This window comes from Streptomyces dysideae (assembly GCF_001514305.1).
GTDB classification, from domain to species: Bacteria; Actinomycetota; Actinomycetes; order Streptomycetales; family Streptomycetaceae; genus Streptomyces; species Streptomyces dysideae.
This window is the reverse complement of record NZ_KQ949086.1, coordinates 66,757-92,285: the sequence shown is the minus strand read 5'-3', so window position 1 is coordinate 92,285 and position 25,529 is coordinate 66,757. Positions and strand designations below refer to the sequence as shown.

The 25,529-nt window shown below is 71.0% G+C and carries 26 protein-coding genes and 2 pseudogenes; 13 read left to right on the top strand and 15 right to left on the bottom strand.

The genetic code is table 11. The annotated features are described in order from the left end of the window. Positions 1–189: 189 nt before the first annotated feature. Together AQJ91_RS20295 and AQJ91_RS20290 are read right to left on the bottom strand one after the other, a co-directional pair. Complete coding sequence (locus AQJ91_RS20295) at positions 190–2,589, bottom strand: glycoside hydrolase family 65 protein (protein ID WP_067023454.1); 2,400 nt, start codon at positions 2,587–2,589, stop codon at positions 190–192. A gap of 58 nt (positions 2,590–2,647) precedes the next feature. After that, entirely contained in the window at positions 2,648–3,523 is an 876-nt protein-coding gene (locus tag AQJ91_RS20290; protein ID WP_067023792.1) for a universal stress protein, read from the bottom strand. 209 nt (positions 3,524–3,732) lie between these two features. Here AQJ91_RS20290 and AQJ91_RS20285 point away from each other — a divergent pair, with 209 nt between their 5' ends. Beyond that, positions 3,733–4,419 carry a CBS domain-containing protein gene (locus AQJ91_RS20285; protein ID WP_199847973.1) on the top strand — a complete coding sequence of 229 codons (687 nt, stop codon included), beginning with the start codon at positions 3,733–3,735 and terminating at the stop codon, positions 4,417–4,419. Positions 4,420–4,844: 425 nt separating this feature from the next. On the opposite strand, the gene AQJ91_RS20280 is transcribed toward AQJ91_RS20285, so the two are convergent. From AQJ91_RS20280 to AQJ91_RS20260, 5 genes are all read right to left on the bottom strand, one after another. Further along, a complete protein-coding gene (locus AQJ91_RS20280; RefSeq protein ID WP_234382657.1) occupies positions 4,845–5,204 on the bottom strand; it encodes an Hsp20/alpha crystallin family protein in 360 nt (119 codons plus the stop codon). Positions 5,205–5,375: 171 nt separating this feature from the next. Beyond that, complete coding sequence (locus AQJ91_RS20275) at positions 5,376–5,663, bottom strand: DUF1876 domain-containing protein (protein WP_067023449.1); 288 nt, start codon at positions 5,661–5,663, stop codon at positions 5,376–5,378. An 11-nt stretch (positions 5,664–5,674) separates the two neighbouring features. Continuing rightward, a complete protein-coding gene (locus tag AQJ91_RS20270) occupies positions 5,675–7,075 on the bottom strand; it encodes a nicotinate phosphoribosyltransferase (RefSeq protein WP_067023446.1) in 1,401 nt (466 codons plus the stop codon). Between the two features lie 40 nt (positions 7,076–7,115). Further along, positions 7,116–7,721, bottom strand: coding sequence for an Rv1733c family protein (locus AQJ91_RS20265; protein WP_067023445.1), 606 nt, complete (start codon positions 7,719–7,721; stop codon positions 7,116–7,118). 156 nt (positions 7,722–7,877) lie between these two features. Further along, the gene (locus tag AQJ91_RS20260) at positions 7,878–8,699 is read right to left on the bottom strand and encodes a universal stress protein (RefSeq protein ID WP_067023444.1); all 822 of its coding nucleotides are present in this window, start codon (positions 8,697–8,699) and stop codon (positions 7,878–7,880) included. A gap of 245 nt (positions 8,700–8,944) precedes the next feature. On the opposite strand from AQJ91_RS20260, the pseudogene AQJ91_RS20255 reads away from it, so the two are divergent. From AQJ91_RS20255 to AQJ91_RS20215, 9 genes and pseudogenes are all read left to right on the top strand, one after another. After that, positions 8,945–9,589 (top strand): annotated as a pseudogene (locus AQJ91_RS20255) (AAA family ATPase); the annotation flags it as partial. Positions 9,590–9,758: 169 nt separating this feature from the next. Continuing rightward, positions 9,759–10,787 carry an alcohol dehydrogenase catalytic domain-containing protein gene (locus AQJ91_RS20250; protein ID WP_067023443.1) on the top strand — a complete coding sequence of 343 codons (1,029 nt, stop codon included), beginning with the start codon at positions 9,759–9,761 and terminating at the stop codon, positions 10,785–10,787. Positions 10,788–10,996: 209 nt separating this feature from the next. After that, positions 10,997–12,787, top strand: coding sequence for an acetate--CoA ligase (acsA, locus tag AQJ91_RS20245; RefSeq protein WP_067023442.1), 1,791 nt, complete (start codon positions 10,997–10,999; stop codon positions 12,785–12,787). A gap of 53 nt (positions 12,788–12,840) precedes the next feature. Continuing rightward, on the top strand, positions 12,841–13,842 hold the full coding sequence (gene pdhA, locus AQJ91_RS20240; protein ID WP_067023786.1) for a pyruvate dehydrogenase (acetyl-transferring) E1 component subunit alpha: 1,002 nt from the start codon (positions 12,841–12,843) through the stop codon (positions 13,840–13,842). A gap of 1 nt (position 13,843) precedes the next feature. After that, positions 13,844–14,839, top strand: coding sequence for an alpha-ketoacid dehydrogenase subunit beta (locus AQJ91_RS20235; protein WP_067023441.1), 996 nt, complete (start codon positions 13,844–13,846; stop codon positions 14,837–14,839). A 2-nt stretch (positions 14,840–14,841) separates the two neighbouring features. Beyond that, on the top strand, positions 14,842–16,299 hold the full coding sequence (locus tag AQJ91_RS20230; RefSeq protein ID WP_067023439.1) for a dihydrolipoamide acetyltransferase family protein: 1,458 nt from the start codon (positions 14,842–14,844) through the stop codon (positions 16,297–16,299). 2 nt (positions 16,300–16,301) lie between these two features. After that, positions 16,302–16,547 carry an acyl carrier protein gene (locus tag AQJ91_RS20225; protein ID WP_067023438.1) on the top strand — a complete coding sequence of 82 codons (246 nt, stop codon included), beginning with the start codon at positions 16,302–16,304 and terminating at the stop codon, positions 16,545–16,547. A gap of 32 nt (positions 16,548–16,579) precedes the next feature. Next, entirely contained in the window at positions 16,580–16,837 is a 258-nt protein-coding gene (locus AQJ91_RS20220) for a hypothetical protein (RefSeq protein ID WP_067023436.1), read from the top strand. Next, positions 16,838–17,047 (top strand): hypothetical protein, encoded by a 210-nt coding sequence (locus AQJ91_RS20215; RefSeq protein ID WP_067023433.1) that lies wholly within the window; start codon positions 16,838–16,840, stop codon positions 17,045–17,047. Positions 17,048–17,571: 524 nt separating this feature from the next. On the opposite strand, the gene AQJ91_RS57825 is transcribed toward AQJ91_RS20215, so the two are convergent. The 6 genes and pseudogenes from AQJ91_RS57825 to AQJ91_RS20200 all read right to left on the bottom strand — a co-directional run bounded on the left by AQJ91_RS57825 (position 17,572) and on the right by AQJ91_RS20200 (position 21,221). Next, positions 17,572–17,766 carry a hypothetical protein gene (locus AQJ91_RS57825; RefSeq protein WP_234382655.1) on the bottom strand — a complete coding sequence of 65 codons (195 nt, stop codon included), beginning with the start codon at positions 17,764–17,766 and terminating at the stop codon, positions 17,572–17,574. Further along, positions 17,760–18,686: a cation-translocating P-type ATPase gene (locus AQJ91_RS57820; RefSeq protein WP_234382652.1), complete on the bottom strand. Its 927-nt coding sequence runs from the start codon at positions 18,684–18,686 to the stop codon at positions 17,760–17,762. The genes AQJ91_RS57825 and AQJ91_RS57820 overlap by 7 nt, the downstream gene beginning before the upstream one ends. A 35-nt stretch (positions 18,687–18,721) precedes the next feature. Then, on the bottom strand, positions 18,722–19,333 hold the full coding sequence (locus AQJ91_RS57815; protein ID WP_324618015.1) for a P-type ATPase actuator domain-containing protein: 612 nt from the start codon (positions 19,331–19,333) through the stop codon (positions 18,722–18,724). Between the two features lie 159 nt (positions 19,334–19,492). After that, a pseudogene (locus tag AQJ91_RS58275) lies at positions 19,493–19,570 on the bottom strand (universal stress protein); the annotation flags it as partial. Between the two features lie 175 nt (positions 19,571–19,745). Next, a complete protein-coding gene (locus tag AQJ91_RS20205) occupies positions 19,746–20,411 on the bottom strand; it encodes a CBS domain-containing protein (protein WP_067023429.1) in 666 nt (221 codons plus the stop codon). A 582-nt stretch (positions 20,412–20,993) separates the two neighbouring features. Then, positions 20,994–21,221: a DUF1918 domain-containing protein gene (locus AQJ91_RS20200; RefSeq protein ID WP_067023426.1), complete on the bottom strand. Its 228-nt coding sequence runs from the start codon at positions 21,219–21,221 to the stop codon at positions 20,994–20,996. 266 nt (positions 21,222–21,487) lie between these two features. Between AQJ91_RS20200 and AQJ91_RS20195 the strand changes: the two genes are divergently transcribed. After that, on the top strand, positions 21,488–22,591 hold the full coding sequence (locus AQJ91_RS20195; protein ID WP_067023422.1) for a baeRF2 domain-containing protein: 1,104 nt from the start codon (positions 21,488–21,490) through the stop codon (positions 22,589–22,591). Positions 22,592–22,642: 51 nt separating this feature from the next. On the opposite strand, the gene AQJ91_RS20190 is transcribed toward AQJ91_RS20195, so the two are convergent. Both AQJ91_RS20190 and polX read right to left on the bottom strand, forming a co-directional pair. Beyond that, a complete protein-coding gene (locus AQJ91_RS20190) occupies positions 22,643–22,939 on the bottom strand; it encodes a hypothetical protein (protein WP_067023419.1) in 297 nt (98 codons plus the stop codon). Positions 22,940–23,077: 138 nt separating this feature from the next. Beyond that, a complete protein-coding gene (polX, locus tag AQJ91_RS20185; RefSeq protein WP_067023415.1) occupies positions 23,078–24,805 on the bottom strand; it encodes a DNA polymerase/3'-5' exonuclease PolX in 1,728 nt (575 codons plus the stop codon). Between the two features lie 374 nt (positions 24,806–25,179). Between polX and AQJ91_RS55745 the strand changes: the two genes are divergently transcribed. Both AQJ91_RS55745 and AQJ91_RS55740 read left to right on the top strand, forming a co-directional pair. Next, positions 25,180–25,335, top strand: a complete 156-nt coding sequence (locus AQJ91_RS55745) for an adenine nucleotide alpha hydrolase family protein (protein WP_234382649.1) — start codon at positions 25,180–25,182, stop codon at positions 25,333–25,335. Beyond that, positions 25,317–25,460, top strand: coding sequence for a universal stress protein (locus AQJ91_RS55740; RefSeq protein WP_324618014.1), 144 nt, complete (start codon positions 25,317–25,319; stop codon positions 25,458–25,460). The genes AQJ91_RS55745 and AQJ91_RS55740 overlap by 19 nt, the downstream gene beginning before the upstream one ends. The last annotated feature ends 69 nt before the right edge of the window (positions 25,461–25,529 follow it).

The following is a 25,529-nucleotide window of genomic DNA, read 5'->3' as shown; positions in this document are numbered from 1 at the left end:
GTGGAGGAAACGCTGGTCGAGGTTGACGGCGAGGTCTTTCAGCGCATCGGCGAGCAGGCCGCCGGCCAGTCGCCTCCTCGGCCGCCGCACTGCCCGTCCGAGCTGGTCGGGCAGCGGCGTGGCTGACCATGCCCGCCGACGACGAGTGGTCCTCCCCGTCATGGAAGCCCGGCACGCCGTCCGCGCGGATCAACTCGCTGGCAGCACGAGCGTGCAAGTCTCCCCGGGCGCGATGGTGACGGCCCGGTCGGCCAGCACTACGCGGATCGGTGACTCCTCCGAGTCGGGTACGCCGATCTCCAGCTGCCCGCTCCGCCGCCGTAGGCCGACGCCCCAGTGTCCGCGGTAGCGCAGCGAGAATCCGTACTCGGAGAGCGCCGGAAGGGGCACCGGGTCCAGCCACAGTGCGTCCTCGCGCGTCTGAAGTCCCGTCAGGCCGCGCTGGACCAGGTCGAGTGTCCCGGCCATGGCCCCGAGATGGATGCCTTCACCGGTCGTGCCGCCCTGGATGTCGGCGATGTCCGCCTCCAGGGCCTCGTGGACGTACTGCCACGCCTCGGCTCGCCTGACCCTGGCGAGGACCAGGCCGTGGACGAGTCCGCTGAGGGTGGAGCCGTGGCTGGTGCGGTGGAGGTAGTAGTCGACGGTCCTGCGCCAGATCTCGTCGTCCAGGTCGTATCCGAGCCGACGGAACAGGTGCCGCAACTCGGCGGGGGAGAAGAGGTAGCCGAGCATGAGGACGTCGGCCTGCTTGGACGCCTTGTAGCGGTTGACCGTGTCGCCTTCGGCCTCCAGGATCCGGTCCAGCCGCCGGATGTTGTCGTAGCGGGCCCGGTAGGCGTCCCAGTCGAGTTCGGCGAGGTCGTCGTAGCCCTCGAACTGGCTGATGACGCCCCGGTGGAACGGCACCAGCAGCCGCCGGGAGACCTCCTCCCACCTCGGCAGCTCGTCGCTGTTCAGCCGCACGCGTTCGAACACTTCCTCCCGGCGCCATGCGGGAAGGCGCCGCAGCAGCTCCAGAGCGCGGGTGAGGACCCAGGCGGCGGTGACGTTGGTGTACGTGTTGTCGTCCAGTCCCGGCCGGGCGGCACCCGGGTAGCCGTCGTGGTACTCGTCGGGTCCGACGACGCCGCGGATGCGATAGCGGTTCGTGCCGGGCTCGAAGTCCGCGGTGTCCGCCCAGAAGCGGGCGATCTGCAGCAGCATCTCCGCGCCTTTGGTGTGCAGGAACTCGGTGTCGCCGGTGGCCTCGCAGTACTGCCAGATGTTGTAGGCGATCGCCGAGCCGACGTGGTGCTGGAGCCGGGAGTTGTCCGGTAGCCAGCGTCCCGAGCGGGGGTTGAGATGCCATTGTTGGGTCTCCTCGCAGCCGTCGCTGCCGCTCTGCCACGGGTACATCGCCCCGGCTCGGCCGATCTCGGAGGCGGCCCGGCAGGCCCGTGGGAGGCGCCGGTAGCGGTAGTTCAGCAGGGCCCGGGAGACCTCGGGGAAGTGCAGGTTGAGGTACGGCAGGACGAACAGCTCGTCCCAGAAGACATGGCCCCGGTATGCCTCGCCGTGCAGCCCTCGGGCCGGGACGCCCACGTCGAGATCCGCGGTGTGCGGTGACAGCGTCTGCAGGACGTGGAAGAGGTGGAAGCGCAGGATACGACCGGCCTGGCCGGGCACCTGGATGTCCGCGCGTCGCCACAGCCGCTCCCACGCGGCGACGTGGGAGTCCAGCAGGGCCGGGAAGCCCGCCGCGGTGGACACCCGGTCGACCGCTTCGCCGAGGGGGTCGCTGATCGCCGTGTCGCGTGAGGTGTGCAGTGCCACGGTCTTCTCCACGGCGACGGGGCGGCCGGCAGCGATTGGGACCACCAGGCGGTGGACCGCACGGTGGCGGGCCGGACGAAACACCGACGAGGCTGCGGGCCGACCAGTGACGACCGTTCGGGCCGACATGGCTATACCGATGTCTGAGGAGCTGGTCCGGCAGGTCAGCCAGACCGTGTGGGGCTCTTGTGCCCCGGTCCGCACCCGGGTCACATGGCGGTGGTCGAGGGCGCGGTAACGGTGCACGTTGCCGTTGATGACCTCGCCGTCGAGGGCGGACTCGATCTCGATCTCTCCCGACCAGTCCTCGGCTGTGAAGACGGTCCGCAGCGCGGCCAGGTGAGGGTCCCCCATGTGCACCAGGCGGGTCTGCTCGACGCCGAGCACGCCCGCCTCGTCGTCCCGGTGGCGGAAGACACGGGTGAGGATGGCGCGGCGCAGGTCCAGGGTGTGCCGGTGGTCCAGGAGGGCGTGCGTGTCCGGGGAGAACCACGGGCCCCACGCCCCCTCGGCGCGGCGCAGACGAAACCGCAGGAGCAGCCAGTTCGGGAGGTTGACCAGGTCCTCGTTCACCACCTGCCGCCCCGCCACAGTCGACTCCAGGCGGTCGTAGCACCCGGCCGCGTAGGTTCCCGGGCAGTGCACCAGCCCCGCCCGGCACTCGGGCACCGCGCCCCGCGTGGCGAAGTAGCCGTTGCCGAGCGTGCAGAGCGATTCACGCAACCGCTCGGCACCGGGGTCGTAGCCCTCGTACTCCCACGTCCACTCCGACATCCGCCGCCCTTCCTTCTCCCTCAGAAGCCGTGGCAGCCCCGGCCCGCGCTGGGAGACCTCAGATCCGCTGAGGGATGACGGCGACCGGGCACTCGGAGTGGTGCAGCAGGGCGTGGGCGACCCTGCCGAGCTGCAGACCGAAGTGACCGTGACGTCGCTGAGCGCCTACGACGATCAGGTCGGCATCGGCCGATGCCTTCAGCAGGACGTGGTGGGCGGGGCCTTCGACCGGCTGACGGTGCGCCTCCACGCCGGGGTGTTCTCGTACGGCTTCTCGGAGCCCGTCGGTGAGGCGGCTGGAGGCCCGCTCCTCGTGCACTTGGGCGGCGTCGTCTGCGATCAAGGGGTGGTCCACGTGCTCGTGGGCCGGGCTGCGCCAGGCCCGTACGGCCGTCAGGGCGCAGCCGCGCACCTCGGCCTCGCGGACGGCGAACTGTACGGCGCCCGCACCGTCGGTCGAGCCGCCGACGCCTACCACGACCCGGCCGAAGGAGCCCTGAAGGTTCCGTTCCGAGCCGCGGACCACGATGACCGGGCACACGGCGCGAGCCGCCACCGCCAGGCTGACCGATCCCAGCAGGAACCCGGCCAGCTCACCCCGCCCACGAACGCCCGTGACCAGGGCGAACGCGTCGGGCCCCGCCCGCAGCAGCACGGACACGGCGTCGCCCGGCAGTACCTCGCCCGACACCTTCAACTCGGGATCGCGAAGCCGGGCGCGTTCCGCGCAGGTGGCGATGATGTGCTGCGCCGCGACCTCCTCGGCGGGACGTTTGGTGCTGAAGGACGGCAGGGCTCCCTCGTAGCGCTCCCACAGGGAGCCGTTGACCAGGCGCAGCGGCAGCCCGTGGCGTGCCGCTTCGTCCACTGCCCAGTCGACCGCGAGCAGGCTGGAGTCCGATCCGTCGACGCCCACGACCAGCGGCAGTTCCATCGCCGCCACCCCTTCTCCGTCCGGCTGCCAAGAGCCCCTGTGAATACCGTCGCACCGCCTGCGCACCGCCGCGACATACGGACCGGCTCTCGGATCGGGTGGCCTTCGGCCGGATTGCGGTACGCCGGGCTGCGGCGATGCTGGAGGCATGCGACTGAACCAACTCCTCCGGCGCGCCCCCAAGGACCACGCCCTCAAGGACCCAGGACATGCCTGACGCTGCGCACATCGTGAGCGATGTGATGACCCTCCCCGTGGTGGCCGTCGGACGCGGCGCGCGGTTCAAGGAGATCGTGCGGGCCATGGAGCAGTGGAAAGTCAGTGCGGTGCCGGTCGTGGAGGGTGACGGACGGGTCGTCGGAGTGGTCTCCGAGGCCGACCTGCTGCCCAAGGAGGAGTTCCGGGACCGCGACCTCACCCGCGCCGAGCGGATCCGGCGCCTGTCCGGCCTGGCCAAAGCGGGGGCGGTGACCGCTGGGGAGCTGATGAGCACCCCCGCTGTCACGGTTCACCCCGACGTCACCCTGGCCCAGGCAGCCCGGATCATGGCCGTGAAGCACCTCAAACGGCTGCCCGTGGTCGATGACGAGGATCGGCTGCGGGGCATCGTCAGCCGCGGCGACCTGCTGAAGGTCTTCCTGCGGTCGGACGAGGACATCGAGGAGGAAGTCCGCCGCACCGTGGTGTCCTACCTGTTCCCCGCGCTCAGTCACGCCATCCACGTGTCCGTGCACGACGGGGTCGTCACGCTCCGCGGACGGGTCCACGATCCCTCGCTCATCTGGGTCGCCGAGCGCCTCGTCCGCGCCGTGGAGGGTGTGGTGGACGTTGAGTCCCAGCTCAGTGGCGAGGAGGCAGCCCGAGACGTCCCGGACCGGCCTGAGACTACGCGGTGACCTGGGCACGTGGTTCGGGCGGAGACCGGCGGCGGTCCCTCGGGCGGGTCAGAGCTGGATGCCGAGTTCCTCCGACACCGGGCTGCGCGGGGTGTGCCGGGGCCTTGGGGCTACTGATCGGCAGGAGTGATGCGGCGGCCTGTGAGGCTTGTGGGCCAACCTCATGGGTGTGGTGTCCGAGGCCGACCTCGCTACGCAGGAGTGCCGACGTCACGCGACTGCGCGTGGCGGAACGGCTCGCGTGCCGGTCCGACGTCGCCGGCGTTTTCCCCCTCGGCACCTGCGGGACAGTCGGCGCCGGCGGCTCACAGACACGCCGACTGTGGTCGCACGAGGCCGACGACGGAACCGTCGCCCCTCAGGGGGGAGCGGGCACCGGCCTACCGGACCCAGGTACGGATCCCGGCGGCCGGTCCCGCCACGGCTCAGCTGGTGACCTCGATGCGCTGCACCTTCCCCTTCTCGGTTTTCGGCACCCTCACCGTGAGGACTCCGTTGGCCAGGTCCGCGCTGATGTGCTCGGTGTCGGCGTTCGGCGGCACGGTCGTGCGGTAGTCGAACTGTCCGATGCGACGGGTGTGCCGGCGGACCACCCCGGTGTGTTCCCTCGGCCTGACCTCACCGTGGACATCGAGTTCGCCCTCGGCGACCTCCACGGTGATCTGGTCCTTGTCCACACCGGGAAGCTCCAGTTCCACCAGGTAGGCGTCCTCGGTGTCCTCGACATCAGCCGGCGGCGCCCACGGTTCGGCCGCGAAACGACCACGGGGAAAGGCTGCGTGCATGACCTGGTCCATCCGGGTCCGGAGGTCCTCCAGGTCGGGCAAGACCGCCGGAAGCGTGCCCCTTCGGGGTCGTACGGGATGTGCCATGGATGATCCTCCTTGACTACTGCCGGGCTCCCGCCCCGGCACCGGACACTTGGGAGGTCGTGCGGCTTGCTGCACCGCCGTCGGTCATATGGGCCACCCGGCCACCTGACGGGTGCTCGGCCGGGGCACGCCCATGCCTTCGATGTCGCGCTCGGCGGCGTTCAGCAGCTGCTGGGCGAGGTGGTTCATGGCCCGGCCCGCAGCCAGTTCGTCGCCGATCTCCGGCACGTTCATGTCCGCCGGATGGCAGTGCGCGGACCCATGACCGGTGAGCGCCGTGCTGCCGGTGTCCAGCCTCACGCGTGCCTTCGTCGTTCCCTCGTCGTCCTCGAAGAGATGAAGACGAACCTTCCATTCCACCGTATGCGGCATCGCTGTCCTCCTCACCTCGGCACGGACCGATGTGGTCCGGGTGCGGTTCGTGCTGGGACCGGGGGCCGTGCGGAGCCGGCCGACAACTGCTCCTCGAGGCGGCGCCGGACGCGGACGGCGAGTGCGTCCAGCCGCTCGGAGGCCGTCGCGCGAGGCGCGACCGGCGCTCGGATACGGCGGGCCGCCGACGGCAGTTCACTCAAGTCCGCGGCGAATCTCTCCCGGCACTCGTCGAGTGAGGGCCGCTTGCCGGTGCGCCGCCCGCCCCGCATCACCGTCTCCAGCAACGGAACGCCGTCGTCGGGTGGTTGCTCGTCGGCGAGACCGATCACGTCGGCGTAGCCGGGGCGGCGGAACACCTGCTTGGGGCCGGGTGCCGTCACCTTCGCCGACGAGAACTTCATCACCGCCCGGCCGTCGTACTCCACCATCTTGTACGCGGAATCCAGATAGGGTGCGTCGGCCGAGACCCCGACGCGGGTGCCGACGGCGTAGACGTCGATCGGTGCGCCGGAGCGGACCAGGTCGTCCACGGCGTACTCGTCGAGACCGCCGCTGGCGATGATCCGTACGTCGGGCAGGCCCGCGCTGTCGAGGATGGCCCGCGCTCGCACCGCCAGGGCCCCGAGGTCGCCGCTGTCCAGTCGTACGGCCGAGCCGGGCCCGCGGGCCGCGTGGTCGAGGTCTCGCAGGACGTGCGTCGCGACGCGGACGCCCTCTTCAGTGTCGTAGGTGTCCACCAGGAAGGTCACCGGGCCGGGGTGGGAGCGGGCGAAGGCGCGGAACGCGTCTTCCTCCGTGGCGAACGCCTCCACGAAGGAGTGGGCCATGGTGCCGACGGCGGGGATGCCCACGGTGGTCGCCGCGGCCACGTTGCTGGTCCCGGCGAAGCCGACCATCGCACCGAGACGGGCCGCCTGGAACCCGGACTGCGGGCCGTGGGTGCGCCGCAGTGAGAAGTCCACGACCGGATGCCCGGACGCGGCGAGCACGCAGCGCGCGGCCTTCGAGGCGATTGTGGTCTGGTGGCTGAGCTGGTTGAGCACGTACGTTTCGGCCAATTGCGCCTGCGGAAGGGGCGACGTCACCTCCAGCAGGGGCTCTCCCGCGAGCACGATCCGCCCCTCCGGCACCGCCCGCACGCTGCCGGTGAACTCCAGGCCGAGCAGCGACTCCAGATCTCGTGGCGGCCGGTGCAGCGCGGAAGCGAAGGCGTCGACGTCCTCGGGGCCGACATGCAGGCCGGACAGGTAGTCCAGGGCCGACTCCAGCCCCGCGGCGACCAGGAAGCCCCGCTCGGGCGGCAGATCGCGGACGAAGAGGCTGAAAGTCGCCGGGCCGGTCATGCCCTCCCGCAGATAGGACATGGCCATCGTCACTTCGTACAGATCGGTGGTAGTCGCATCGGACATAGGCGGCACCTCCTCGGCTTTCGCCCGGTCGCCCCGTCCGTCACCGGCGGAAGCGCCCGGACCACAGGGGCTCCACCAGGTCCCACTCGGCGTCCCACTGCGCGTACCTTCTCCGGTCCAGCACCAGGAGCACGCCTGCCCGCACCGCGAAGAACCCGGCGGCTACGCCGACCGCCGCCATACCGCCCACGAACCAGCCAGTGGTCCTCGCGTTGAGCGTGTTCATCGGCGCACTGGCGAGGTTTCCGTCCTGGTCCACCCACACCCGCACGGTGGCGCCGTCGGGCGTTCCCGACTTCACGCGGGCGGTTCCCGTCCGCACCGTGTCTTTCCCGTCGGTCCAGCGGACCTGCGCCAACTGCTTTGCCACTTCGGTGTCGCCCTTGACCTTGGACGTCACTCGAGCGGTGATCTCCTGCCGTTCCGCCGCCTGGGCGTGCACGGTGCGCATCGACGACTCGTATGCCGTCAGGCCCGCGCTGAGCGCGGCCACCGGCAGTCCGAGGACAAGGACGAGCAGCAGGAAGCGGCGGAACCAGGACTCGAACCTGTCGGACGTACGTCTCAGGGGGTTCGCCCGCTTCGGCACGTGCTCCTGGCGCTGCGGGGGCGGACCGGATGTGTACGGCGAACCTTGTGCGCTCATGAGTCGGCCTCCAGCAGGCTGCTGGTCCGTTCCCCCACCGCTTGGTCCCACCATCGAACGGGAGAGGAGTTCGGTCACAGGGCCGAAAGTCCCTGCGAGGTCGACGTCCGGCCTCGCAAGGCTGCCCGTCGGCGTGGTCCTCGGCGCCGGGCACGGTCATATCTGGGGAACGAGTACGACCGGACACGGCGCGTGATGCAGTACCGCGTGATTGGTCAGGCCCAGTTGCAGGCCCAGGTGCCCATGTCGCTTGCGGGCGCCGACGACCAGCAGGTCCGCCCCCGCCGCGGCTTCCAGCAGTGCCTGGCGGGTCGGTCCCTCGATCACCCGTCGGCTCACCGGGGCGTCGCCGTACTGTTCAGCCGGGCCACGCAGGGCGTCGTCGAGCACCTGCGCCGGCGGGCGCCGGTGGGCCTCCAGGGCGTACCACGACGGGGCTTGAGGTGTGGTGAAGGCACCGAAGGGTGCGCTCCAGGCGTGCACCGCCACGAGTGGGCAGCGCCGCACATGGGCCTCGCGGAACGCGAACTGCACGGCCGTGCCGCTGCCCTCGCCCTCCTCGACACCGACGACGATGCTCCCGAACCGGGCACTTCGGTGTTCCGCCGCCCCGCGCACCACGACGACCGGGCAGTCCGCTCGTGCCGCCACGGCCAGGCTGACCGAGCCCAGGAGCATCCCGGCGAGGTCTCCGAGCCCTCTGGACCCGAGTACCAGAGCGAAGGCGTTGCGCCCCTTGCCGGCCAGGGCGGAGGCCGCGTCCTCGTGCAGCACCTCGCTCGACAGCCGCACCGTGGGAGCGCTCTGCCTGGCACGTTCCGAGGCGGCGCTGATCACTTCGGACGCTTCGTGGTCCCTCGCCGCCGCGTGCAGAAGGTGGAGCGGCAGCTCGTGCCGGACCGCCTCGTCGGCGGCCCAGTCCACCGCCTGAAGGCTCGCCTCGGACCCGTCGACGCCGACCATCAGGGGAATCGTCACCGCCCCTGTCTCCTCTCGTGCCGGATTCCATGTCTCCGGCCACCTCCTCCACAGGTCCACATGCGCAGCGGAGGGGATTGGGGTACGCCTCGAATGAGAGAACGCACCACGCTCGGCTTGTCAGCGACATCCAGTCCGGACCATCCACGCCATCGGACTCGGTCACCGTCATCCACCGTCCTTTCCAGCTTCTTACGAGACGGAGGCCGCCGCCATGCAACCAGTCGTCACCGTGGGCCTCGACGGCTCACCCGAGGCTGGTCTCGACGACGCTGCGTCACCTGCGGACCTCCGCCGTCTGCGTGACGCTCGTCGGCGGACTGCCGGGCAGCGGGAAGTCCACCCTCTCCGGGGCGCTGGCCGACCGCCTCGGCGTCACGCTGCTCAGCAGCGACCGTCTCCGCAAGGAGCTGGCGGGCATCCCCGCGGAGCAGTCCGCGGCGGCTGGCTACGGCGAGGGCCTGTACACACCCGAGTGGACCGCCAGGACCTACGCCACCCTGCTCGACCGCGCAGCCGCCCTACTTTCCTGCGGCGAGTACGTCGTCCTGGACGCCACGTGGTCCGATGCGGGGCAGCGGGACGCGGCCCTGCGCGTGGCCGAACACACCGGCGCCGACCTGGTCGCCCTGCACTGCCACGTGCCGGGCGACGTCTCAGCGGCCCGCCTGAGCACGCGCGCCGCCGGCACATCCGACGCCGGCCCCGGCATCGCCACCGCCATGGCGGCCAGGGAACCGCCCTGGCCCGAGGCCGTCGCGGTCGACACCAGCGGCCCGCTGGAGTCCACGGTTGCCCAGGCACTGGCAGCCGTACGCCCGTGGGGCACCGGCCAGGCCCCGGTCTTCCGCCGCCCTTACATGAAACCGGACCGAGGTGCCCCCGCATGAGGCGGGACCGAGGTGCGTGGACCCCGGCCGGGAGAGCGAGCGCGACACCACGACGCGGCAGCGCCTCGTCGCCGGCTCGTCGTCCTCCGGGAGAAGCAGGGGCGGCCCGTGTTGCCCGGGAGTCCCGCGGGGGTGACCGTGGAGGTGGGGGAGCGAGGGAGTGAGTACCGTGCGAGCGCTCGTCTACCACGGTCCGGAACAGACCTCCTGGGACACCGTCCCGGATCCCGCGATCGAGGAGGCGACCGACGCGATCGTGCGCGTCGAGGCCACCACCGTCTGCGGCAGTGATCTGCACATCCTGCGGGGAGACCTCCCCGAGGTGAAGCCGGGGACGATCCTCGGCCACGAGGCCGTCGGCGAGGTCATGGAGGTCGGCGGCGAAGTCCACGACCTGCGCCGCGGTGACCAGGTGATCGTCTCGTCCGTCTCGGCCTGCGGCCACTGCAGGGCATGCCGCGACACCACGCCAGGACAGTGCCGCAGGGGCGGTGGATGGATCCTGGGGAATCTGATCAACGGAGCCCAGGCCGAGTTCGTGCGAGTGCCCTTCGCCGACTACTCCACCCACCGACGGCCGTGGGACCTCCCGCTCGATGACGCGGTCCTGCTCGCCGAGGTCCTCCCGACCGCCTATGAGGTCGGAGTGCGGAACGGACACGTGTGCCCGGGAGACACCGTCGTGGTGGTGGGAGCGGGTCCCGTCGGCCTCGCTGCGGTGATCATCGCGCGGCTGTACTCGCCCCGCCGGATCATCGTGGTGGACCTGGCCGCTGCCCGGCTGGAGGCCGCGCTCCATGTGGGGGCCGATGCCGCCGAGCTGCCGGGGAAGATGATCGCCGAACTGTCCGAGGGACCGGGTGCCGACGTGGTCATCGAGGCATCGGGTGAACCGGACGGCTTCGTCCTGTGCACCCGTGCCGTCCGCACAGGGGGTCACATCGCCAACATCGGCGCGCACGGCAAACCGGTCACATTGCATCTCGAAAATCTCTGGAGCAAGAACGTGACGATCAGCACCGGCCAGGTGGACACGTCCTCCACACCCTGGCTGCTGGAGCTGGTGAGGTACGGACGCCTGCACGTCTCCCGGCTGGTCACTCACACCTTCGCCCTCGATCGGATGCAGGACGCCTACGAGGTGTTCTCTCACGGCACCACCACGGGCGCCCTCAAAGTCGTGCTGCACCGCGAGTGAACCCGCCCGGCCGACAGGAGCCTGAACGGGGCGGCTGGACCCTCGCGTCGGGGCCGTCCGGCCCCTACAACCCGCCGACGAGTGGCGGAACCATGATGCCCGCAGCATGCCGCCGCCCGTCTCGGTCGGGCCGCGTTCTCCGGCCGAGGTGCAGCCAGGGCCGGGCTCGGCGACTCTGGAGACCAGGGGCAGTGCCGGGAGGAGCACCCATGCACTGGGAAACGATCCACAAGGACACCACGCCGGTCGTCCCGCCCCGTCTCACCGACTATGACCAGGCCCGCTCCGCCTTCACCTGGTCGCAGGCGCGCGCCGCGCTGGCCGGACTGCCCGGCGGCGGGCTCAACATCGCCCACGAGGCGGTTGACCGGCACGCGGCCTCGGACCTCGCGGAGAAGGTCGCGCTGCGGTGCGTCGCCCGGGACGATTCCGTCTCGACCGTCACCTACGCGGAACTCGCCCGCCGTACGGCCCGCTTCGCGAACGTTCTGCAGACGCTCGGCGTCGGCCACGGGGACCGGGTGTTCACCCTGCTCGGCCGCTGCCCCGAGCTCTACACGGCGGTGCTGGGCACACTGAAGAACACCAGCGTGCTCTGCCCGCTCTTCTCCGCCTTCGGCCCCGACCCGGTGGAACAGCGGCTGCGATTGGGCGATGCGCAGGTCCTGGTCACCACGGCGGCACTGTACCGGCGCAAGGTCGCCGAGCGGCGGGTGTCGGTTCCCGGGCTGAAGCACGTCCTGATCGTCGGGCCCGGCGCGGAGGACCTGCCCGGAACCGTCTCCTTCGACGACCTGATGTCCGCCGCCCCGGACGCCTTCACCATCCCGCCGACCTCGCCCGACGACATGGCCCTGCTGCACTTCACCAGCGGGACCACCGGCACCCCCAAGGGTGCGGTCCATGTCCACGAGGCCGTCGTCGCGCACTACGCCACGGCCGCGTACGCCCTCGATCTGCACCCCGAGGACGTGTACTGGTGCACCGCCGACCCCGGCTGGGTCACCGGCATGTCGTACGGGATCATCGCGCCGCTCGTCCACGGCGTGACGGTGGTCGTCGACGAGGGCGACTACGACGCCCGGCGCTGGTATCGGATCCTCGGCGAGCAACGGGTCACCGTCTGGTACACCGCGCCCACGGCCCTGCGGATGCTCATGCGCGCCACCCCGCGCGAGGGCCCGTACGATCTGCCGCGCTCCTATGACCTGTCGGCCCTGCGCTTCATCGCGTCCGTCGGTGAACCCCTCAATCCGGAGGCCGTGGTGTGGGGCCGGGACGTTCTGGGTCTTCCGGTGCACGACAACTGGTGGCAGACGGAGACCGGTTGCATCATGATCGCGAACTTCGCGGCCTGCGAGATCCGGCCCGGTTCGATGGGGCGGCCGCTGCCCGGCGTCGAGGCGACCGTGCTGAAGCAGGGCGAGGACGGCCGGGCCCTGGTCACCGACGGCAGGGTCACGGAAGTGCAAAGCACTGATGTGGAAGGCGAGTTGGCGCTGCGACCAGGCTGGCCGTCGATGTTCCGCGGGTACTTGCACGACAAGGAGCGCTACGACGCCTCCTTCGCCGGCGGCTGGTACCTGACCGGTGACCTGGTCCGCCGGGACACGGATGGCTGGTACTGGTTCGTGGGGCGCGCCGACGACGTGATCAAGTCGGCGGGGCATCTGATCGGCCCGTTCGAGGTGGAGAGCGCGCTGATGGAGCACCCGTCGGTGGCCGAGGCCGGGGTGATCGGACGGCCGGACCCGGTCGCCGGGAACATCGTCAAGGCGTTCGTGTCGCTGCGCCCCGGTGTCGAACCGACCCCGGATCTGGAGCGGGAGCTGCTGGCGTTCGGCCGCCGCAAGCTGGGCCCCGCCGTTGCTCCCAGGGAGATCGCGTTCGACCAGAACCTGCCCAAGACGCGCAGCGGGAAGGTGATGCGCCGTCTGCTGCGCGCTCGTGAACTCGGCCTGCCTCTAGGCGACTTGTCGACGTTGGAGGGATCCGCATGAGCGTGGCCCGCCACACCCGCACGCGGAAGGACCCGGCGCACCCGAAGCCCGTCATGAAGACCGCTGCGGACAAGAAGAACGCGAGGACCGAGCACCGCAGGGAGCTACTGGAGGCGATGCTGCGCATCCGGCGCTTCGAGGAACGCTGCGTGGAGCTCTACAGCGCCACGAAGATCCGAGGCTTCGTCCATCTGTACATCGGTGAGGAGGCCGTCGCCGTCGGTGTGAACGGGGCACTGACCCCCGAGGACGCGGTCGTCTCCACGTACCGCGAACACGGGCACGCCCTGGCGCGCGGCATCGCGGCCGAGGCCGTCATGGCGGAGATGCACGGCCGGACGACCGGGTGCAGCGGCGGACGGGGTGGATCGATGCACCTGTTCGACGCGAGCCGCCGCTTCTACGGCGGCAGCGCGATCGTCGCCGGCGGGCTCCCGCTCGCCGCGGGGCTCGCGCTCGCCGACCGCATGCGGGGACTGCCCCACGTCACCTGCTGCTTCTTCGGCGACGGGGCCTTCGCCGAGGGGGAGTTCCACGAGACGGCGAACCTCGCCGCCCTGTGGGGTCTGCCGCTGCTGCTCGTCTGCGAGAACAACCTCTACGCCATGGGCACCGCGCTCGCCCGGGAGCATGCGCAGACCGATCTGGCGATGCGCGCCGCCTCCTACGGCATGCCCGCCTGGGCCGTGGACGGCATGGACGTCGAAGCCGTCGAACAGGCCGCCCGGCGGGCCGTCGAGGGCATCCGCGCCGGCACCGGGCCGCACTTCCTGGAGGCGCGCACCTATCGCTTCCGCGCCCACTCGATGTACGACCCGGACCGCTACCGCGCCAAGGTGGAGATCGAGCAGTGGAAGGAGCGGGACCCGATCAGCCTGCTCACCGACCGCATGCACGAGAACGGTGAGCTGGGCGACAAGGAGCTCGCCCGGATCGAGCAGCGGATCACCGCCGAGATCGACCACGCCGTCGAAGCGGCCGAACAGGCCCCCGAGGAGCCGGTCGAGAACCTGCTCCACCACGTCACCAGTGCCTCGGCGGAGGCGGTGAGTTGACATGGGCGCCGACGGGACGGCAGAGGCGAAGACGACCTACCGGGAAGCGATGCGCGAGGCGCTGCGGGAAGCCCTGCGCGCCGACGACCGCGTGTTCCTCATGGGTGAGGACGTGGGCCGCTACGGCGGATGCTTCGGCGTCAGCCTCGGCCTGCTGGAGGAGTTCGGCCCCGAACGCGTCCGCGACACCCCGCTGTCGGAGTCCGCGTTCGTGGGCGCCGGCATCGGCGCGGCCCTGGCCGGAATGCGGCCCATCGTCGAGATCATGACCGTCAACTTCAGCCTGCTCGCCCTCGACCAGATCCTCAACAACGCCGCCACCCTGCTGCACATGTCCGGCGGCCAACTGCCCGTACCGCTGGTCATCCGCATGACCACGGGCGCCGGACGGCAGCTCGCCGCCCAGCACTCGCACAGCCTGGAAGGCTGGTACGCGCACATCCCCGGCATCCGCGTACTCGCCCCCGCCACCCTTGAGGACGCCCGCCACATGCTGGCCCCGGCGCTCGCCGACCCCGACCCCGTGCTGATCTTCGAGCATGGCAGCCTCTACAACGTTTCCGGCGAACTCCTCCCGCCCACCGACCCGGTGGGCCTGGACCACGCCGCGATCCGCAGGCCCGGCACCGACATCTCCCTGATCACGTACGGCGGTTCGCTGCCCAAGGCACTCGCTGCGGTGGAAGAGCTGGCCGCCGAGGGCATCAGCGCCGAAGTGATCGACCTGCGCACGTTGCGTCCCCTCGACGATGCGGCAATCGCGGCGTCCGTGGCCCGGACCCACCGGGCGGTGGTCATCGACGAGGCATGGCGGACGGGAAGCCTCGCCGCCGAAGTGTCCGCCCGCATCGCCGAAGAGTCGTTCTACGACCTGGACGCGCCCGTCGAACGGGTGTGCAGCGCCGAAGTGCCCATGCCGTACGCCCGGCGGCTGGAGGAGGCCGCCCTGCCGCAGACCGCCGACATCGTCGCTGCGGCCCACCGGGCGGTGGGCTGATCATGGCCGAGTTCACCATGCCGTCCCTCGGCGCCGACATGGACGAGGGCACGCTCCTGGAATGGCTGGTGGGGCCAGGGGACCTCGTGCACAAGGGCGATCCGGTCGCGGTCGTCGAGACCGCGAAGTCGACCATCGAGGTGGAGTGCTTCGCAACCGGGACCATGACGGAGCTGCTGGTCGAGCCGGGTGCGACGGTGCCGGTGGGCACGCCGCTCGCGCTGATCGGGCCGATGGCGGAGAAGCCCCAGGAACCGGAGAGAGCGGGGAAGCCGCACAGACCCCGGAAACCGGCGAAGGCCAGGAAACCCGAGGGCCCCACAGAAGCCGAGAAGGCGGAGGAGCGACAACCGGTCCGTCACGCGCCGAAGAAGGCCGAGCCCTCGCCACCCGAACCCGCCCCGGTCCCCGTATCGGCGTCGGCACCGCCCGCCGCTCGGCAGCCCGGCCATATCGAGGCCGGCCCCTTGGTCCGGCATCTCGCGGAGCACAGCGGCGTCGACCTGGAGACACTGCACGGCTCCGGCCCCGGAGGGCGCGTCACCCGAACCGACGTCGAACAGGCGGCGGCCGCCCGAGCCGCTCCTCGGCCACCGCGCGTGCGGGCCACCCCGTTCGCCCGGCGACTCGCCGCCGAGCTGGGCGTCGACCTGGCCACGGTGACGGGGACGGGGACGGGCAGAGGATCGGCCGTGTGTGCCGCGGACGTACGCCGGGCAGCCCGCGGCCCGGCGACCCCCGCCCCGCCCGCGGGTGCCAAGGCCGTACGTCCTGTCGCGCGCCCTGCCGAAGACCGGGCGGCGGCCATGCGCCGGGCGATCGCCGGCCTGATGAGCCGCGCCAACCGGGACATCCCCCACTACTACCTGTCCACGACCGTGGACATGGCCGCCGCGATGGACTGGCTGCACGAGCACAACCGGCGCAGCCCCGTCGGTGAACGGCTGCTCCCCGCCACCCTGTTGCTCAAGGCGGCGGCCATGGCGGCCCGGGAAGTACCCGAACTCAACGGCTTCTGGACCGACGACCACTTCACGGCAGGCGAGGGCGTCCACCTCGGCGTGGCCGTCTCCCTGCGCGGCGGAGGACTCGTCGCCCCCGCGCTGCACCACGCCGACACCCTGGCACTCCCGCAGCTGATGACCGCCCTGAAGGACCTGGTCGCCCGGGCCCGCACGGGCAGGCTGCGGGGTTCCGAGGTGTCCGACGCGACGATCACGGTCACCAATCTCGGCGACCAGGGCGTGGAAACCGTCTTCGGCGTGATCTACCCGCCGCAAGTGGCCCTGGTCGGCTTCGGGCGGGTGGTCGACCGGCCGTGCGCCGTCGACGGCCTGCTGGGTGTGCGGCCGGTGGTCACGGCGACCCTTTCGGCGGACCATCGGGCGACGGACGGTGCCGTCGGCGCCCGCTACCTCACGGCGGTCAACCGCCTTCTGCAGAACCCGGAGCAGCTCTGAAAATGAACCGAACCGATGCACTGGACATGGTCAGGGAATCGATCTCCACCGTCATCCCCGACGCCGACGTCGTCGCCCTGGGCCCCGACGACGCGTTCCGCGACGTGCTGGAGATGGACTCGCTGGACTTCCTGAGTTTCGTCGAGGTCCTCAGCGAGCGGTCCGGCGTGCGCATCGAGGACGAGGACACGCCCCAACTCACCACGCTGTCCGGCAGCGCCGACTTCCTCATCGCCCACACGGAGTGAGAGACGCCGGATGGACGGCTCAGACCGCTTCGATGTGGTTCCGGCCGGCGGCATCGCCCGGCCGGGCCGCACCGAGTGGTGTCCCCGCCGACCGTTCCGCCGAGCTCCGTGCGGAGCTCGCACCACCCCTGGCCTTGCTCGAACAGGCCGAGGCGGAAGCGCGGACCGTAGGCGAGCGGGCCGCCGCGGCCGCCGCGTCACGTCGACAGGAAGCCGAACGGCAGGCCGAGGCGATCGTGGCCGAGGCGCGTGAGGAGGCCCGCCGGGTACGCGCGCGCACCGCCGAGTAGGTGCTGCGTGCCGCCGAGGACGAGGCGGCGGCCCTGCTCGCGGCGGCAGAACGCGAGGCAGTCGCCGTACGCGAACGTGCCAGGAGCCGGTCATCGGTGCTCGCGGACCGTGTGGTCGCGCTGGCGCTGGAGGAGCTCGCGGCGGAGGAGGCATCACCTGCGCCACCGGAGGGTTATCGGGCTTTTCCGCACCAGGAGGGTGGTTCCTGATGGGCGCCGGATGGGTGGCCGGCGCGACCCGGGCACGGGGTCTGCGGACCAGGTGCCTGGGCGCCGAGGGCATGAGGGAGGTGGCCGCGTCCCCCACCCTCGAGGACGCCTTGAGCTACTTGGCGGCCACCCCCTACCGGCACGACGTCACCCCGGGTGCCACCACGGCCGGGGCCCAGCGGGCGGTGTCGGCGACATTGCTGTGGCATCTGCGGGTCCTCGCAGGCTGGCAGCCGGCCCGCGGCCCGAACGCCGTCCGGGCGCTCGCCGCCGGCTTCGAGATTTCCAACACCGAACACCATCTGTGGGCCCTTGGGGCCGACCCGCGGCACCCGGACGCGGAACGCCTCCATCCCCGCCCTACTGCCTGGGCGCGTTGGCACTCGCCTGGACGCGGATCGCCCGCACCCGCACGCCGTCGGAGCTGCGTGCCGCGCTGGCGACCTCCGTCTGGGGCGACCCAGGGGGCGACTCACCGGCGGCGGTCGCCATCGGGATGCGGGTCTCCGCCGCCGTTCGGCTCGCTACTGCTGTCCCCGACGCGGCGCACTGGGCGGCGGCCCGGCTAGCCCTGTTCCCTCGCCGCGTCGCTGGAAGGCGGTGACGACACGCATCTTGTGTTCCGGGCTGACCCGGCACAGCAGCAGCTCGGACGGCTCGGCGAGCAGCACGTCGAGCGCCTCGTCGTCCATCGCGTCGAGCCGGGCACCCGTCACCACGACCGGATCCGGCCGCCGTACGATCCCCACCCGGCGGGCCACCGCCTCCCCGGTGAGCGGGTGGTCGCCGGTGACCATGACGATGCGGATGTCGGCCGGCGGCAGGCGGCGACCGCGTCGCTGACCTCCGGACGCGGCGGGTCCGGCATGCCGACCAGGCCCAGCAGCGTCAGCGCCGACTCGGCCTCGTCCTGCGCGGGCCGTGGCCCGTCCAGCTCTCGCCGCGCGACGGCCAGCACCCGCAGGCCCTGCGACGCCAGTGCGTCACTCGCTGCGACGACCGCCGCCCGGTCCTGTTCGGTCAGCGGCCCGCGCCGTCCCTCCCACTCCACGTCGGTGCACCGCGCCAGCAGTTCCACGGGCGCCCCCTTGACGCACGCCTGGTAGCCGGCGCCGCTCTTGTGCACCGTGGTCATCAGCTTGCGGGTCGAGTCGAAGGGGAACTCCGTCACCCGCGGGACCGCCGCCTCCTCCGCGCCCGGGTCGAGCCCGGCCTTGGCCGCGACGGCGAGCAGCGCCCCCTCGGTGGTGTCGCCGAGCACGCGCCAGTGTTCCCGGGGGCCGTCGGGCGGAACCAGCCGGGCGTCGCAGCACAGGGCCGCCACCCGCAGCAGTTCACGCACCGGCTCCGCGTCGGCGACTTCGCCGCTCGGGGCGTACCCCACACCGCTCACCGGGTGCGGCACGCCTCCCGCCCAGACCTGGGTGACGGTCATCTCGGCCTGGGTCAGCGTCCCGGTCTTGTCGGTGCACACCACCGTGGTCGACCCGAGCGCCTCCACTGCCAGCAGCTGTTTGATCAGGGCGTGGCGGCGCGCCATCCGCCGTACGCCGATCGCCAGGTGACACCGAGAGGGTGGCGGGCAGCCCTCCGGCACCAGCGCCACCATCACCCCCAGCGCGAACACGAACAGCGTCACCGGGGACTCCCCAGTGGGCAGCCGCACGGCGAACATCACGGCGCCGATCGCCAGGCCGCCCCCGCCACCCGCCGCGCCATGGAGGCCACCTGGAGCTGCAGCGGGGTCTTCTGCCGGGGAGCCGCCGCGGCCAGCCGGTATATCCGCCCGAACTCGGTCGCCGCGCCCGTGGCGTACACCACGGCCCGCCCGGACCCGGCGACGACATCGGTCCCCATGAACACGCAGTTGCGAGCCTCCAGCGGCGGCCCGGCCGCCACCGGGTCGGCCGTACGGCCCACGGCGTTGCTCTCCCCGGTCAGCGGCGCGTTGTTCACGGCCAGCTCGTGCGCCTCCACCACCCGGCAGTCCGCCGACACCGCGTCCCCGGCCTCCAGCACCACCACATCGCCCGACACCAGCTCCCGGGCCGGCAGCTCCAGCCGCTCGCCGCCGCGCACCACCCGGCAGGTGCGGGGCACCATCGCCTCCAGCACCTGGGCCGTCCGCTCCGCCGAGTACTCCTGGGCAAAGCCGATCGCGGCGTTCAGCACGGTGACCAGGTCATCGTCGCCAGTGGAATCGGCCGGCTTGCGCACAGAGCCTTGGGTGAGGCTGCCATCACGGACTCCAGAGAACTCCGCGGACGTCGCCAGATCGCCGCCCATGACAGGCGGAACTCCCTCCCATCGTGTGACAGGCCCGCCGACACCGCCAGGGCCGACCGGGGCAGGTGCCCCGCGCCGTTCGCCGAATGACGCGGGAGCCGTAATGACAGGACAGCGGGCGTGTTGGGGTACGCCGTGGCTCACCGAGCCCAGCAGCGTGCCTGGGAAACCGCCGCGTCCCCGGGTTCCCACAACGAGGCCCAGGGCGTGCTCCAAGGCTTCCGTCAGGACCTGCACCGAGTGGCCGCAGACGACTTCATGGCGCAGCTCCCTTCCGGGTGCGTCGTGGTGCGGCCGGCGACCGTCTCGGCGGATGCCCCACGCGGAGCGGTCTGCCGTGCGGCCGAGCCCTCCACGCGGGTGTCCGTACGTCCGTTCTCGGGCCGGACTCGGTTCACACCGCTGTCCGCCCCTACGCGACCATGTCGTCGACGGTGTAGTCGATCATTGGCCTGACGGTGACGACGCCGTCCACGCCCTTGGCGAGCCGTTCGGCGATCTGGGCGGTGCTGCGGTTGTCGACTTCGCCGCGCAGGGTGACGACACCGTCGTGAACCTGGACCTGCACCTCCGTTCTGCCCAGCCGCAGCATCCCTTTGAGTACGTCGTTGCGTATTTCCTCGCGGATCTCCTCGTCGGGGCGCAGGAAGACGCTGAGCAGGTCCGAGCGGCTGACGATGCCGATGATGCGGTCCTTGTCGTCCACGACCAGCAGTCGCCTGACTCGGTGGCGGTCCATCGTCCGGGCCGCCTGGGCGACCGGCCAGTCGGCGTGGGCGGTGACGACGGGGGTGGTCATCAGCCCGGCGGCGTTCTCCGCGTGTGCCTTGGCCCTCTCGTGCGGCCATCCGGGAGGAGTTGCCTGCTTGCCGTACTTGTCGGGCTGCTCGGCCTGCTTGCGCAGCAGGTCGGTCTCGGACACCAGCCCCATCGGCGCACCACGCTCGTCGGCCACGGGCACGGCGCTGAGGCCGTGGGTGGACAGGACGGAGGTGATCTCCTTGAACGGGGTGTCCGGGCGGACGGTGACGACATCGCGTGTCATCACTTCGCTGACGGTGATGTGCTGGGCGCTCATCGTCGCGGCTCCTTCCCGCGTGTGCGCGTCGCGTGGACGCCGACTCTCGTCCCCCTGTCTTCCACTGTGCTCCTTCCGCGTCCGGCTGCATCCGGGCCGATGGTCCCGAATGTCGAAGGCATCCCGGGAATTCGGAGGGCGCAACGCCGACCCAACGCAATGGCCAAGTCCGCCTCGGGCAGTTTTCGGCGATCGTCGGCCCGGAATCATCTGAGGAATTCATGGTCCTCAGTAAGCGTTCTCGTAAATGGAGGATCTGAGGCGCGAGGGAAACGGCTGAAAGCCATTCACCGCGTAACTGGAACCCGCCGGATGCGGGTGATCCTCCTTTCAGCGCGAGCCGCCGCAACGGAGCCGCCGTGCCTGCGGCCGTGGCCGGACGGCCCTGTCAGCCGAACAGATGGCGCACCCGTATCGTGTCGACGCGCCTCCAGCCGGACTGTGGCAGCAGCAACCACTCGCGGCCGTCCTCGAGCCCCCTGCCGCCCGCCACCGCGGCCGCGCCTCGCGGTGCCCGGCGCCGCGGCAGCCTGGCCCCGCACACAGATCGCGTGGACCGGTTCCCGCCTCCGGCGAACCCGGTCACCGCCTCTCCTCGCGCGGACGTCCGAATGCGGCATCCTGTGGCGGATGGGTCTCGTTCACGCATCCAGGGCCGGGAAAGATCTCCGTCTCGTGACCGTCGTCGTAGCGCACCCGATAGGGCGGTTCGCCGTTCGGGCCGAGCACTTTTACGACGGTGGCATGGTGTTCGGGCGTTCCCACGGTTCTGCCGGTGAACCGCAGCACGTCACCCTCATGTGCCCGCATCGTCGCTCACCTCGTTCCCTGCCGTTTTTCCTGTCTTCGTTCAGGATGACTCCGGCGGTCGGCTCGCGCGGAAGGGCCGTTCGGGCACCTCCGGGGGTCTGGGGCCCCGCGATCAGATCGGCGCCAGGCGTCGCGCAGGTCGTGCCGCAGGCGGGCGCGGCTCGTCAGACAGGCGCATCCTGGAGTTGGACGAGCCGCAGCACGCCAACCCGAACGTGTCTTGCCACGGCGGCATCGTGGCGCCGACAGCGCACTCGGGAGTCACCATGAGACTTTCCTTCCTCGAACCTCTGTACAAGCAGCCCGGTCCCTTCGCGTCCGTCTACCTGGACACGTCCCGCGATGCCGCCATCGACGACCCCGATGCCGCGATAGAACTGCGCTGGCGGCATCTTCGGGACGCCCTGGCGGCCGAGGGGGCGGACCGGGATTCCATCACCGCGGTGGCGGGCACCGTGGGCAGCGACGCGGACGTCCCCGGCACCCACGGTCAGGCCGTGTTCACCGCCCACGGACGACTTGCTCTGCTGGACGAGCTGCCCGCCCCGCCCACCCGGGACACCGCGCACTTCGGAACCCTGCCGGACACCATGCCGCTGATCGTCCAGCACGCGCCCGGGATCCCCTACCTTGCGGTGCACGTGCACTACAGCGGCCGCCACTCCACGGACGCCACCGACATCGTGCGCATCGACGCCGAGGTCGGCACCTGGCCGTTGACCAGGGTCACGCCGGGGCACCGCGTCCACGAGGAGATCCCGGCGACCGACTGGCTGAACGCCGCCGGGGAGATCGGCCGGGAGCTGGAGGGTCACGCACGGCACATCGACGTCGAGGCGGTGGTCGTCGCGGGAGACGTATGGGCCCGCGGCATCCTCGTCCGGCGGCTTCCCGCTTCCCTGCTCGGGCAGGTCTCCACGGTGGGAGGCGTCGGCGAGTCCGTGCCGGGACGAGCGCTGCTGGAGCAGCGACTCGAAAGCTTCTTCAGCGGCCGCATGGCCGCGCACGACCGGGCGCTGCTGGATACCTTCCTCGCACAGCGGGCCCGGGACGGAGCAACGGCCGAGGGCATTTCCGCCGCTGTATCAGCCCTCCAACGCGGCCGGGTCAAGGTCCTCTTCCTCAACGACCACCCCGAGTCGACGCTCCACCTCTGGGTCGGCCCGGAACCCGGCCAACTCGCCCTCAGCGAAGAGGAATTGCGCTCCTACGGCGCCCGGGATGTACGCAAGGAGCGGGCCGACGCGGCACTGGCCCGCGCCCTGGTCGGCACACGGGGCGAACTCGTCGTGGTACCCGAGCAGCAGATGCGGCTGAGTGAAGGCGTGGGCGTACTGCTGCGCTACGCCGACCCCGCGTCCCGTGCGTGAACTGGCTTCCGGGGAGCGGCGGAACTCTGGGTACTCGCTGAACGCCGGTCCTTACGCATATCCCCCGAGCGGGTGGGACTGCGGAACGGTCGCGCCTCCGCCCGCCCGCACGGCTTCCACCGCCGCCTGGTGCAGGCGCCGGCTGTCCTCCCGGGAAGGGCAGGGCACCGGGCTTCCGGACAGGGTGAACCACTGGGCAGTGCCGCTGTACTGGACCGCCACATCGGCCTGCCTGCCGTCCCAGGTGGTGTGCACGGTCAGGTCGCCGGTGACGATCCCAGCCTCGTCGGTACGGGCGCCGCCGTGCCCGGCGAAGACGCCTTTCGTCGTCCATGATGTCTGGACCATGCTGATCAGCCTTCCTTCGTGAATGCGGGCCCCCCTTTTTTTCTCCCCGCGCAGCTCCTGTGGACACGCGCCGCCGTCATCGCGCTGATGGCGGTGCTCGCCGTTCTCGTCCACCACACTGTCGGGACGCGTGCGGCCTCAGTCCGCCCGGTCCTTGCGCAGAAACCGGCGCAGCCGCCGCAGCGGCCAGGTGTTGATCACGTCGTCCGGGGTGAGCCATCCGCGTTGCGCCGTGCCGACTCCGTAGCGGAGGTATGCGAGTTGGGGGATCGAGTGGGCGTCGGTGTCGATGGCGAACTTCGCCCCGTGGCTCCTGGCGCGGAGGATGTTCTCGTCGCCCAGGTCGAGACGGTCGGGCTGGGCGTTGATCTCCAGGGCGGTGCCGGTGCGGGCACAGGCGGCGAACACCTCGTCGAGGCCCGCGTCGATGCCCGGCCGTTTGCCAATCAGGCGGGTGGTGGGGTGGCCGAGGACGTTGACGTGGGGGTTGTTGCAGGCGCGTACGATCCGCCGGGTCATCGCCGTGCGGCCGAGGTTGAAGTGGGAGTGCACCGAGGCCACGCAGATGTCGAAGCCCTGCAGGAACTCGTCGGGCCAGTCCACCTCCCCGTCGGGGCCGATGTTGAGCTCGGTGCCGTGCAGCAGGCGCATCCCGTGGTGTTTGCCGTTCAGTGACCGCACGTGCTCGCGCTGGGCGAGGATCTTCTCGTCGGTCATGCGCTGCATGTACAGGTTCGGTGCGTGGTCGGTGACCGCGTAGTAGGCGTATCCGCGCTCGGCGGCCGCTGCCACCATCTCCTCCATGGGGGCGAGGCCGTCGGTGAGGTCGGTGTGGGTATGCAGGTCACCGTTGATGTCGGCCTCCGTCACGACCTCGGGCAGTTCGCCGCGTAGGCCGGCTTCGATCTCCCCGCGGTCCTCGCGCAGCGTGGGCGGGATCCAGGGCAGGCCGAGCCTGGTGTACACCTCGTCCTCGGAGCGGGAGGCGACCCGCTTGCCGCCCTCGGTTTCGAACAGGCCGTACTCGGAGAGCTTCAGCCCCAGGTGGACGGCGATCGTGCGGGTGCGGATGTTGTGCGCCTTGGAGCCGGTGAAGTACTGCATCCCGGCGCCCCACGCGTCCGGTCGCACCACGCGCAGGTCGACCTGGACGCCCTTGACGGTCCGGATCGAGGTCTTCTTCTCGCCGTGGGCGATGACTTCGGCGGTGGGGGGCAGCTCGGTGAGGGCGCCCATGAAGGGCGCCGACCGGGCGGCGGCGACGAGAATGTCGATGTCGCCGGCGGTTTCCTTCATGCGGCGCAGCGATCCGGCGTACGCGCAGTTCTCACAGCCGGTGATTCGGGAGAGCTCCGTGACGATGTCCTCGGCCGTCTCCATGGCGGTGCTCAGCAGGATCCGCTCTCCTGCCTGCTGCATGAGGGCGATGCCGTGCAGGATGTTCTCCTCGGTCTTCTCGCCGAAGCCCTTCAGGTCGCGCAGCTTCTCCGCCTTGATGGCGTCGGCCAGCTCGCCCACCGAGGAGAGGTGCAGGTCCTCGTAGAGCGCCATCGCCTTCCTGGGGCCGAGGGTGGGGATGGTGATGAGCTGCCGTACCCCTGCGGGGATCTTGGCCCGTGTCTCCTCTACGACCGTGACGTGGCCGGTGCGGAGGTACTCGATGACCTTCTCGGCGATCGACTTGCCCACGCCCGGGATTTCCTTGAGTCCCTTGATGTCGAGGTGGGAGACATCGGCGGGATAGCCGCCGATCGCGCGGGCGGCCTTCTCGTAGGCGCGCGCCTTGAACGGGTCGCCTCCGGTGATGGCGATGAGGTCCGCGTACTCCTGCAGGAGCGCCTCGACCTCCTCGTTGGGCCGGACCACCTCTCCAGTCTAGGAACCGACCTTTCCGACATGCCAGCTGACGGCATGTGCCCGATGGCACTACGGCTGATGAGTCAGTGCGGTTGGGCATCGCTCCGCTCGGGCCCGTCGGGATGCCCGCGCAGTGCGCATGCGCGACGGTGGAAGGGAGCGGAAGGGAGCCTGGCGGGCCACGTGCGGCGGCCGGAGGAGGGCACCTCCAGGATCGGCCGCGATTCCGGCGAGCTGCACTGGTCCGGCGGCGCGCAAGGCATTCGGCGTGAATCCCCGGGAGAGGCAATGACTGATCCGATCGTGGTCGGGGTCGACGCTCCCGAGCGGGCCGACGCCGGCGATCCCTCGGCGGTGGCGGCGTTGGCGCCCTGAGCCATGCTGTGGAGGATGCGGAGGACGAGGTGCGGCGGGTGCTGGCGGAGTCGACGGCGGGCTGGCGGGAGAAGTACCCGCAGGTCGAGGTCCAGCACACGGTGATCCGCGGCCACCCGGTACGGGTGCTCAGCGACGCGGCCCAGTGGGGGTGCTGCTGGTAGTGGGCAGCCGCGGGCTGGGCGGATTCTCCGGACTGCTGCTCGGCTCGGTCAGCCAGGGCCTCATGCACCATGCACCCTGCCCGCTCGTCATCGTGCCGCACCCTGCCGGGGACAGAGGCGTCTGACCACCCCGCGACGCCAAATCCGTCGGTGCGTCGCGCACGTCAGCCCTCCGGGCAGACCGGACAGAGGAG

Bases quoted from the DNA above. Each gene is read 5' to 3' on its own strand.
- AQJ91_RS20225 (WP_067023438.1), top strand. From the start codon at position 16,302: ATGAACCGAACCGATGCACTGGACATGGTCAGGGAATCGATCTCCACC.
- AQJ91_RS20295 (WP_067023454.1), bottom strand. From the start codon at position 2,589: ATGTCGGAGTGGACGTGGGAGTACGAGGGCTACGACCCCGGTGCCGAG.
- AQJ91_RS20230 (WP_067023439.1), top strand. From the start codon at position 14,842: ATGGCCGAGTTCACCATGCCGTCCCTCGGCGCCGACATGGACGAGGGC.
- AQJ91_RS20275 (WP_067023449.1), bottom strand. From the start codon at position 5,663: ATGCCGCATACGGTGGAATGGAAGGTTCGTCTTCATCTCTTCGAGGAC.
- AQJ91_RS20200 (WP_067023426.1), bottom strand. From the start codon at position 21,221: ATGCGGGCACATGAGGGTGACGTGCTGCGGTTCACCGGCAGAACCGTG.
- AQJ91_RS57815 (WP_324618015.1), bottom strand. From the start codon at position 19,333: ATGGGCGGCGATCTGGCGACGTCCGCGGAGTTCTCTGGAGTCCGTGAT.
- AQJ91_RS20190 (WP_067023419.1), bottom strand. From the start codon at position 22,939: ATGGTCCAGACATCATGGACGACGAAAGGCGTCTTCGCCGGGCACGGC.
- acsA (WP_067023442.1), top strand. From the start codon at position 10,997: ATGCACTGGGAAACGATCCACAAGGACACCACGCCGGTCGTCCCGCCC.
- AQJ91_RS20290 (WP_067023792.1), bottom strand. From the start codon at position 3,523: ATGGAACTGCCGCTGGTCGTGGGCGTCGACGGATCGGACTCCAGCCTG.
- AQJ91_RS20195 (WP_067023422.1), top strand. From the start codon at position 21,488: ATGAGACTTTCCTTCCTCGAACCTCTGTACAAGCAGCCCGGTCCCTTC.
- AQJ91_RS20285 (WP_199847973.1), top strand. From the start codon at position 3,733: ATGCCTGACGCTGCGCACATCGTGAGCGATGTGATGACCCTCCCCGTG.
- AQJ91_RS20265 (WP_067023445.1), bottom strand. From the start codon at position 7,721: ATGAGCGCACAAGGTTCGCCGTACACATCCGGTCCGCCCCCGCAGCGC.
- AQJ91_RS20270 (WP_067023446.1), bottom strand. From the start codon at position 7,075: ATGTCCGATGCGACTACCACCGATCTGTACGAAGTGACGATGGCCATG.
- AQJ91_RS20280 (WP_234382657.1), bottom strand. From the start codon at position 5,204: ATGCACGCAGCCTTTCCCCGTGGTCGTTTCGCGGCCGAACCGTGGGCG.
- AQJ91_RS20205 (WP_067023429.1), bottom strand. From the start codon at position 20,411: ATGAGCGCCCAGCACATCACCGTCAGCGAAGTGATGACACGCGATGTC.
- AQJ91_RS20235 (WP_067023441.1), top strand. From the start codon at position 13,844: ATGGGCGCCGACGGGACGGCAGAGGCGAAGACGACCTACCGGGAAGCG.
- AQJ91_RS20220 (WP_067023436.1), top strand. From the start codon at position 16,580: ATGTGGTTCCGGCCGGCGGCATCGCCCGGCCGGGCCGCACCGAGTGGT.
- pdhA (WP_067023786.1), top strand. From the start codon at position 12,841: ATGAAGACCGCTGCGGACAAGAAGAACGCGAGGACCGAGCACCGCAGG.